Genomic DNA, 7,089 nt, shown 5'->3' with positions numbered 1-7,089 from the left:
GAGCTACAAGACCGAGCTGATCCGCCGGCGTGGACCGTGGCGAACGGTCGACGACGTCGAGTTCGCGACGCTCGAATACGTGTGGTGGTACAACCATCAGCGTCTGCACGAAGCGCTCGGTTACATGCCCCCGGCTGAATACGAGACCACCCTGATCGACATCTCACACGCCAGCGAGTCAGCCACCCCGGCCCTCGTAACCGCATAGGAACAAAACCTGGGGTACTTCAAGGTGTTCGGCGAGTCCTGCTGTAACTCGCCCACGACAAGGGCCACCCTTCGAATCGTCTACCTCCACAGTTGACGAACCCGAAGGGTGGCCCTTGCCATGATCCTAGATGGAGAGTCTTGGATGAACATCCGCCGTTTCAAAACCTTGCACGAGGCCGGTGCGACCTACGCCGACATCGCCCGTGAATGCGGCTGCGACTGGCGCACCGTCCGCCGATACCTCGCCGACGATGCGCCCACGCATCCACCACGAGGCACCTCGAGAGCAGGAACTCAGCAACGTGCCATCACCGACGACATCGCCGCCATGATCGAAGAAATGCTCCGCGCCGACATCACCATCGCAGCCTCGGTCATCCACGAACGCCTCGCCACCGAAAGATCCGTCACCGTCAACTATCAACGAGTCAAAATCTATTGCAGCACGGCAAGACCGATCATCCGAGACGAACTCGGTGCCGAAGACTCCGGCCTCGGAAACCTCCACCGCCGCTTCGAAACGATCCCCGGCGCCCAAGCGCAAGTGGACTGGGGAGACGAAGGTGACCTCTTCGGCACAGGCCGCAAGGTCTACTCCTTCCACATGGTCCTGTCCTACTCACGTGACCCCTTCTGCTGCTACACCCACTCGATGGACGCAGCCGCGTTCTGGGGCAGCCACATCCGAGCCTTCGCACACTTCGGCGGCGTCCCCGGATCCATCGTCTACGATCGCACCAAAACCATTGTCCGCAAACATGTCCGGCCCGGACATGCCGTACCGCTGCACCCGGCAGCAGTAGCATTCTCCGGGCACTACGGCTTCGACATCGACGTCCTCGCCGCCTACCGCCCCACCGGCAAAGGCCGCGTGGAACGGCAAGTGAAAATCGTCCGCGATCACGTCCTCGCCGGCCGCACGTTCACCGACCTCACCGACACCGATCGCACCTTCATGGACTGGGTTCCTGTCCGCCGAGCACAGGTCCACCGCACCCACCGCGAGGTCATCGGCGTCCGAGCCGATGTCGACCACGCCGCGTTGCGTCCGGTTCCGGCTGCGCCGTACCTGGTCGCCGAAGCCCATCTCCGGCGTGACGGCAACGACTCACTGGTCTCGTTCGAAGCGTCGCTCTACTCGGTCCCCGCGGACCGTGTTCGAGCAGGTCAACGAGTACAGGTACGCGCAGGTGCCGACAACATCGCGATCGCCACCCTCGACCGCGACGGCGGCACCGTCCTGGCCGTGCATCCACGCTCGCAGGTACGCGGCGCCTGGGTCGTCGATCAAGCCCACTGGGCATCGTTGCCCGACGGGCACACCCGAGCCACCACCGACGGACGACATGACCACCACACTGACCCGGCAGGCCCAACTGCCGACATCGACGACTCCGATCCGTTGACAGCGAAAGTCATCTCCCTCGTCGGGCACATCCACGTCGAACACCGGCCACTGTCCGCCTACGCCGTATAACCACAACCATTATTCTTCAATTGCTTTCATGAACGGACACCAACGATGAGTTCTCTGACGACCCAACGCATCATCGACAACGCCCTCCGACTCGGGCTCGGTCACACAGCCGAATCGGTCACCGAATCCGCAGCCCGCGCCGACTCCGCACACATGGGCTATCTCGACTTCGTCGACCACCTCCTCGCCGAAGAAGTCGCCGTTCGCGAATCCAAACGATTCCGAAACGCCCTCAAACTCTCCGGGCTACCGCATCACAAAACCCTCGACGACTTCGACTACACCTTCCAACCTGGACTGGAACCACGCCGAATCCGAGACCTGGCAACGCTCGAATTCCTCAGCGGCGCAGGCAATATCGCGATACTTGGACCACCCGGAGTAGGCAAGACGCACATCGCGATCGGCCTTGCTGTTGCTGCCTGCCAAGCCGGGAAGTCGATCTACTTCACCACCCTCGACGACCTCGTTCGCAAACTCAAAGCCGCTGACGCCGCCAACCGGCTACCGCGCCAACTCGCCAACCTCATGCGACCGTCACTGCTCGTCATCGACGAAGTCGGATACCTCGCCCTCGATCGCGACGAAGCCAACATGTTCTTCCAGCTGATCAGCCGCAGATACGAAAAAGGCTCCACGATCATCACAAGCAACAAGCATTTCACCGAGTGGGGAACCGTCCTCGGTGACGACGTCCTCGCCACCGCCATCCTCGACCGCCTCCTGCATCACTGCGACGTCCTGACCATCAACGGACCCAGCTACCGACTCAAAGACCGACAAGCACTTGTCACACCCACCGAACCACCGGCATCATGAACCTGCCGGACACCGACACATCAGGTCGTACACCGACCGTCACATGAGGTCGTCCACCGATAACGACCGACAGCCGTTCCGCCAACAATGCTAACTGCAGGGCGCGAGCGCGCCCCAGAGATGCAGCGACCAACAAGGTCGCTCCCCCGTCGGGCATCAAGCCGACCTTGGTGAACGCCATCAAGAAGTACGCGTCTTCACACGCGACGACGATGTCACATGCAAGCGCGATCGAGACCCCGAGGCCCGCCGCAACTCCGTTGAGCGCACAGACGACAGGTTTGGACAGACCGACCACTGCCGCCGTCAACCTGTTCGCGGCATCGACCAGTGACATGTCGGGACATTTCGGTGCCCCATCGCTCGGGTTCGTGAGATAGGCGCCCGAACAGAAAGCACGACCTGCTCCCGTGAGCACGACGACCCGTATCGACGAATCGTGAACCGCCGATTCCACTGCATCAGCGCATGTATGCAGCATCTCGGTGGTCACCGCGTTCAAACGCTCAGGAGCGTTCAGCCGAATCGTCAGGATCGATTCGCGTCGGACGACTGTCACCGATGCAGTGCTGATGTCTTTCATCCGAGCGTTCTCGGCACTGAGCAACTACACCGACAGTTCATCGCAACTCCGCTCGTGCAAAGATGCGCTCGAACTGAGCACGAATGACTTCCTCGGCCTCGTCGACGATTCGGCCGACAAGCTCGGTAGCGGAGGGGATTTCGTGTATCAATCCCTGCGACAAACCTACCGACCAGACTCCGGCGTCGATATCGCCGAGCTCGTAGACACCTCGCCCACGCTTCCCGTTCACGAGATGGCGAACGTCCTCGAATATCCCTTTCGCAGACAGTGTTTCGACTGTCTCGCGGCTGACGGCGTTGCTCGCAACACGCGAGGTGTTTCGCAACGTCCGGAAGATCAGTTCAGTGTCGAGTTCGGTTGCCTCCACTACGCGCTCCTTCACCCGCTGATGGACCGGTGATTCGCGCGTGCACAGGAACCTCGTGCCCATGTTGACGCCGTCGGCACCGAGGGCAAGCGCCGCAGCGAGTCCTCGCCCATCTGCGAAACCTCCCGACGCTATGAGGGGAATGCTGATCTTCGCCGCGGCTGCGGGAATGAGTACCAGTCCCGGAATATCATCCTCACCTGGATGGCCCGCACATTCGAATCCATCGATACTGATCGCATCGACTCCCACGTTCTCCGCTTTCACCGCATGTCGAACGCTGGTGCACTTGTGGATGACTTTCACTCCATGCTCCTTGAAGAACGGCATGTGAGGAGCTGGATTCGATCCTGCCGTCTCGACGACGGTCACCCCGGACGCAACGATGGCGTCGCGGTACTCGTCGTAGGGGACCGGGTCGATCGTCGGCAGAATCGTCAAATTGACTCCGAACGGGCGATCGGTCAGCTCACGACAGCGTGCAATCTCGGCCGCAAGGCCTTCCGGGGTTGGCTGTGTCAGTGCAGTGATCAAACCGAGCCCCCCACCATTGGCCACTGCTGCCGCCAACTCCGCTCTACCGACCCACTGCATCCCGCCTTGCACGATTGGGTGTGTGATGCCGAACGTTTCGGTGAATCGAGTCGAGAACATTATGCACTTTCGCCCTTCTGCGAAGCGTCCTGATCGAAGTGCGGGTGCCAGTCGCGCGAGATTGAATAGCCCAAATCCGCCAACATCGTTGCTGCGGAATCGATGAGCGTTCGATGGCAGTCATCGTCCTCCGTCGTGATGACGGCGCCATCCGCGATCTCGAGCAAGCTCGCATCATGGATGAGACTGACGATCGAGGACGCCCTCGGTGGTAGAACCATCTCCGACGCATTCGGAATGGGCCGCGCGTCCGTGAGTCGAATTCTGAGCAGTGGCGCCTTACCGTCGATGTCCGCCGACATTCCCGCAGCATCGGATAAAGTGCCGGCAGCCAATGGCACATAGCAGACCGATGCACCATGAGCTTTCGAAAATGTGATCGGACGTGTCCGGCCGGGATGTTCGGCGATCAGAACGAAGTGCATCGCACCACCTTTCTTGTGACGGAGACAGCATGGATTTCGTGAACGCGCACAGCTACGGAGACCAGAACCGTTTGATATCGCCGGCCAACCGATGAGCATGCTCGCGTCCGAGCATCGCGCAGACAGGCCGGGCTGCCGGATCCAGCGCATTCGGGGCCGCCTCGCGGTACGCCGCGTCCGGTCGAATCACGAACATCGACGACGGATCGGCCGACGCGGAATCCGACGGGCGCGGCCCCTGGTCGAACGGTTGCAGAACGATCACTCGGGCGTACCCCGCCGCCAAGTCCTCGTTCGCAACCGTCCGCATACCGCCGTCGACGAGATAGCGCCCCTCCCAGTTGACCGGCGGCCACACCCCAGGTATTGCGCAACTGGCCGCGACCGCCTCGACCAGAGACAGGCCGCTGTCCTCGGTCAGCTCGACGAGGGCACCGGACTCCGCGTCCACAGCAGTGATAACGAGGTTCGCCTCAGGCCAGCTGTGCACCGGTAATCGGTTCCAGATCACCGCCAGTCGCTGCTCGGTGGATGGAACATCCGAGTTTAATGCGAATGCTCCGACGAGCCGACGTCCCTCTGCGGGATCCGGGGTGGAATTCAGAAGTCGGTCTATTTCACCGAGGACTGTCTTGATCTCGACGTGCGGTTTCGGTTCGATGACCGATTCGCTGTCCAATTGAACGGCCAGCAACGTGGTCATGTCCGCCCCGGAGGTGATCTGCGCTGCCACCGTCGCGCCCGCGGACGTTCCGACGAACAGATCGACCGTCGTCAAGTCGAGCACGCCGGTTTCGGCAAGACCGACGAGAACACCTGTTTCCCAGGCGATTCCGCTGACGCCGCCGCCTCCGAGCGCCAACGCTCGGGAACCCGTCGTCTTCGTCGTACCCATCGACGTGTCCCGCTAACCGATCGCCCCGCCCATGCTTGTCACGACGTCGAGATCCTCGGGTCGACCCAGGTTGTGGTCGTGCAGCGGAGTGGGCAATGCGTGTACCGCTGGAAGGACTTCTTGCGCAAAGAGTTTCAAGCTGGCCTGCGCTTCGGGCGCAGGCTTAGCTCCGTGCGCAGGATGGACGATGAGATACTCCAGACTGATGTTCTTCTGCAGCCGTTCGATCTGGTCGTAGAGCTGTTCCGGAGTTCCGACGAGTCCGGTGGCCTTCACCCGATGCGTGCCCTTGTTCTCGTCGACGTCCGATCCCTGTTCGAAACGAGCGGCGTACTCCTCGTATCCCTTTGCGTTGGCGAACGATTCTGATTTCCACATGGCGTAGTGATTTCGAGCAGCCCAGGTCTGCTGAGCGACGTAGCGCCAGCCCTGCTCCAGTTCGGCCTTGTCGGTCGAACAATGAAGGTAGAGCATTGTCGTCGGCTGGTTCGGTTCCAACCCCTTCGCAGCGCGAATGGCATTGAATTTGGCGACCTGCGAGATCATCTGCTCTTCGGCCTCAGCTGCGACTAAAGGCTGACCGAGTCCGAGATCGGCGGCCATGTCCATCGAAGCGGGCGTAATGAATGCCGCCTTGGCGGTTTCCATCAGCCGACCTCGATTGCGAGCCTGGGGTCGAATCTGGGTCTCAGGGATCTTGTAGATGTCCCCGTCGTACGAGAACGACTCCTGTGCATCGGCAAGACGGAGAATTTCGATCAGCTCTCGGAACCGCTCACGTGACTCTTCACGCGGGATACCGAATCCAGCATATTCGTGCGCTGCCACGCCACGGCCGATTCCGAGGTGTAGGCGACGCCCGTTCAGCAGAATATCGAGCATGGCGATCTCGTGCGCCAACTTGACCGGCTGCCACCACGGCGCGACGATCACGGCGGTGCCGAGATCGACGCGTTCGGTGCGACCGGCCCAATACGTGAGCCACTGCAATGGGTTCGACTGCATGGAGTAAGCAGACCCGTAATGCTCTGCGCACCAGAGTGAGTCGTAGCCGAGGGGCTCGACCATCTCGCCCAAGGCGAGACTGTTCTCGACGATCGGTACGTCGGGCTTGACCGGTGGCCTGTTGTTGTCGCCGGCCAGCATCCGATCCCAATCGCGCTGGTTGTAGCTCGTCACCATGACGCCTACCTTCATGAGTTCTCCTTCGTTGCGACGACAGTCGTTGCTTCGTGCGTAACTAATGAGTGTTAGGAAACCGCAGCTTCATCGCGGCCCGCAAGCGATTCGACGCGAAAACCGCCACCGCCTCGAGAATTCCGCCAAGTGACCAAGAGACCGGTAGTTCATATCGCCATATGGTCGATTTCTTACTTAGATACCCTGACAGCCCTCACAATGAGACTTACTAACAGCCATTAGCCTCGATCTTTCGCCCGGGTGATGTGTCGGCCTGAGCACTCTCGAACTGATGTTTGCAGGCCTGGTCTCGGTGGCCGAGCATGGTGGTTTGACCGATGTCGCTCGGTGGGGGCCGGTTCCACAGGTCCGGTTGGTCTTTCGGAGTTGTCGGGGCGGGGTTCGGTCGGTCAGGTCGGTGCCGGCAACGCGGCGAGTCGGGTCAGAGCAGTGACGGTGAGGTCGGTCCAGGGTGCG

At 61.1% G+C, this 7,089-nt stretch carries 7 protein-coding genes; 3 read left to right on the top strand and 4 right to left on the bottom strand.

The genetic code is table 11. The annotated features are described in order from the left end of the window. From DK926_RS26145 to istB, 3 genes are all read left to right on the top strand, one after another. Positions 1-208: IS3 family transposase (locus DK926_RS26145; protein ID WP_243637035.1), on the top strand; the 208-nt coding region annotated here is incomplete at its 5' end. A gap of 144 nt (positions 209-352) precedes the next feature. Beyond that, positions 353-1,687 (top strand): IS21 family transposase, encoded by a 1,335-nt coding sequence (istA, locus tag DK926_RS26140; protein WP_114332818.1) that lies wholly within the window; start codon positions 353-355, stop codon positions 1,685-1,687. A 45-nt stretch (positions 1,688-1,732) separates the two neighbouring features. Further along, positions 1,733-2,506, top strand: coding sequence for an IS21-like element helper ATPase IstB (gene istB, locus DK926_RS26135; RefSeq protein ID WP_114332817.1), 774 nt, complete (start codon positions 1,733-1,735; stop codon positions 2,504-2,506). On the opposite strand, the gene DK926_RS26130 is transcribed toward istB, so the two are convergent. The 4 genes from DK926_RS26130 to DK926_RS26110 form a co-directional block, all read right to left on the bottom strand. Further along, a complete protein-coding gene (locus DK926_RS26130) occupies positions 2,478-3,089 on the bottom strand; it encodes an enoyl-CoA hydratase-related protein (RefSeq protein ID WP_114332816.1) in 612 nt (203 codons plus the stop codon). The two genes, istB and DK926_RS26130, sit on opposite strands and share 29 nt — an antisense overlap. Before the next feature lie 37 nt (positions 3,090-3,126). Beyond that, positions 3,127-4,116: a nitronate monooxygenase family protein gene (locus DK926_RS26125; RefSeq protein WP_114332815.1), complete on the bottom strand. Its 990-nt coding sequence runs from the start codon at positions 4,114-4,116 to the stop codon at positions 3,127-3,129. A 474-nt stretch (positions 4,117-4,590) separates the two neighbouring features. Then, the gene (locus DK926_RS26115; protein WP_114332813.1) at positions 4,591-5,433 is read right to left on the bottom strand and encodes a patatin-like phospholipase family protein; all 843 of its coding nucleotides are present in this window, start codon (positions 5,431-5,433) and stop codon (positions 4,591-4,593) included. Between the two features lie 12 nt (positions 5,434-5,445). Continuing rightward, complete coding sequence (locus tag DK926_RS26110) at positions 5,446-6,630, bottom strand: LLM class flavin-dependent oxidoreductase (protein ID WP_114332812.1); 1,185 nt, start codon at positions 6,628-6,630, stop codon at positions 5,446-5,448. Positions 6,631-7,089: the final 459 nt, after the last annotated feature.

The sequence above is a fragment of the Rhodococcus sp. Eu-32 genome (assembly GCF_003336925.1).
Taxonomy (GTDB): Bacteria; Actinomycetota; Actinomycetes; order Mycobacteriales; family Mycobacteriaceae; genus Rhodococcoides; species Rhodococcoides kyotonensis_B.
Note: the sequence above shows the minus strand (reverse complement) of the source record. Positions and strands in the feature narration are given on the sequence as shown.

Bases quoted from the DNA above. Each gene is read 5' to 3' on its own strand.
- istA (WP_114332818.1), top strand. From the start codon at position 353: ATGAACATCCGCCGTTTCAAAACCTTGCACGAGGCCGGTGCGACCTAC.
- istB (WP_114332817.1), top strand. From the start codon at position 1,733: ATGAGTTCTCTGACGACCCAACGCATCATCGACAACGCCCTCCGACTC.
- DK926_RS26130 (WP_114332816.1), bottom strand. From the start codon at position 3,089: ATGAAAGACATCAGCACTGCATCGGTGACAGTCGTCCGACGCGAATCG.
- DK926_RS26115 (WP_114332813.1), bottom strand. From the start codon at position 5,433: ATGGGTACGACGAAGACGACGGGTTCCCGAGCGTTGGCGCTCGGAGGC.
- DK926_RS26110 (WP_114332812.1), bottom strand. From the start codon at position 6,630: ATGAAGGTAGGCGTCATGGTGACGAGCTACAACCAGCGCGATTGGGAT.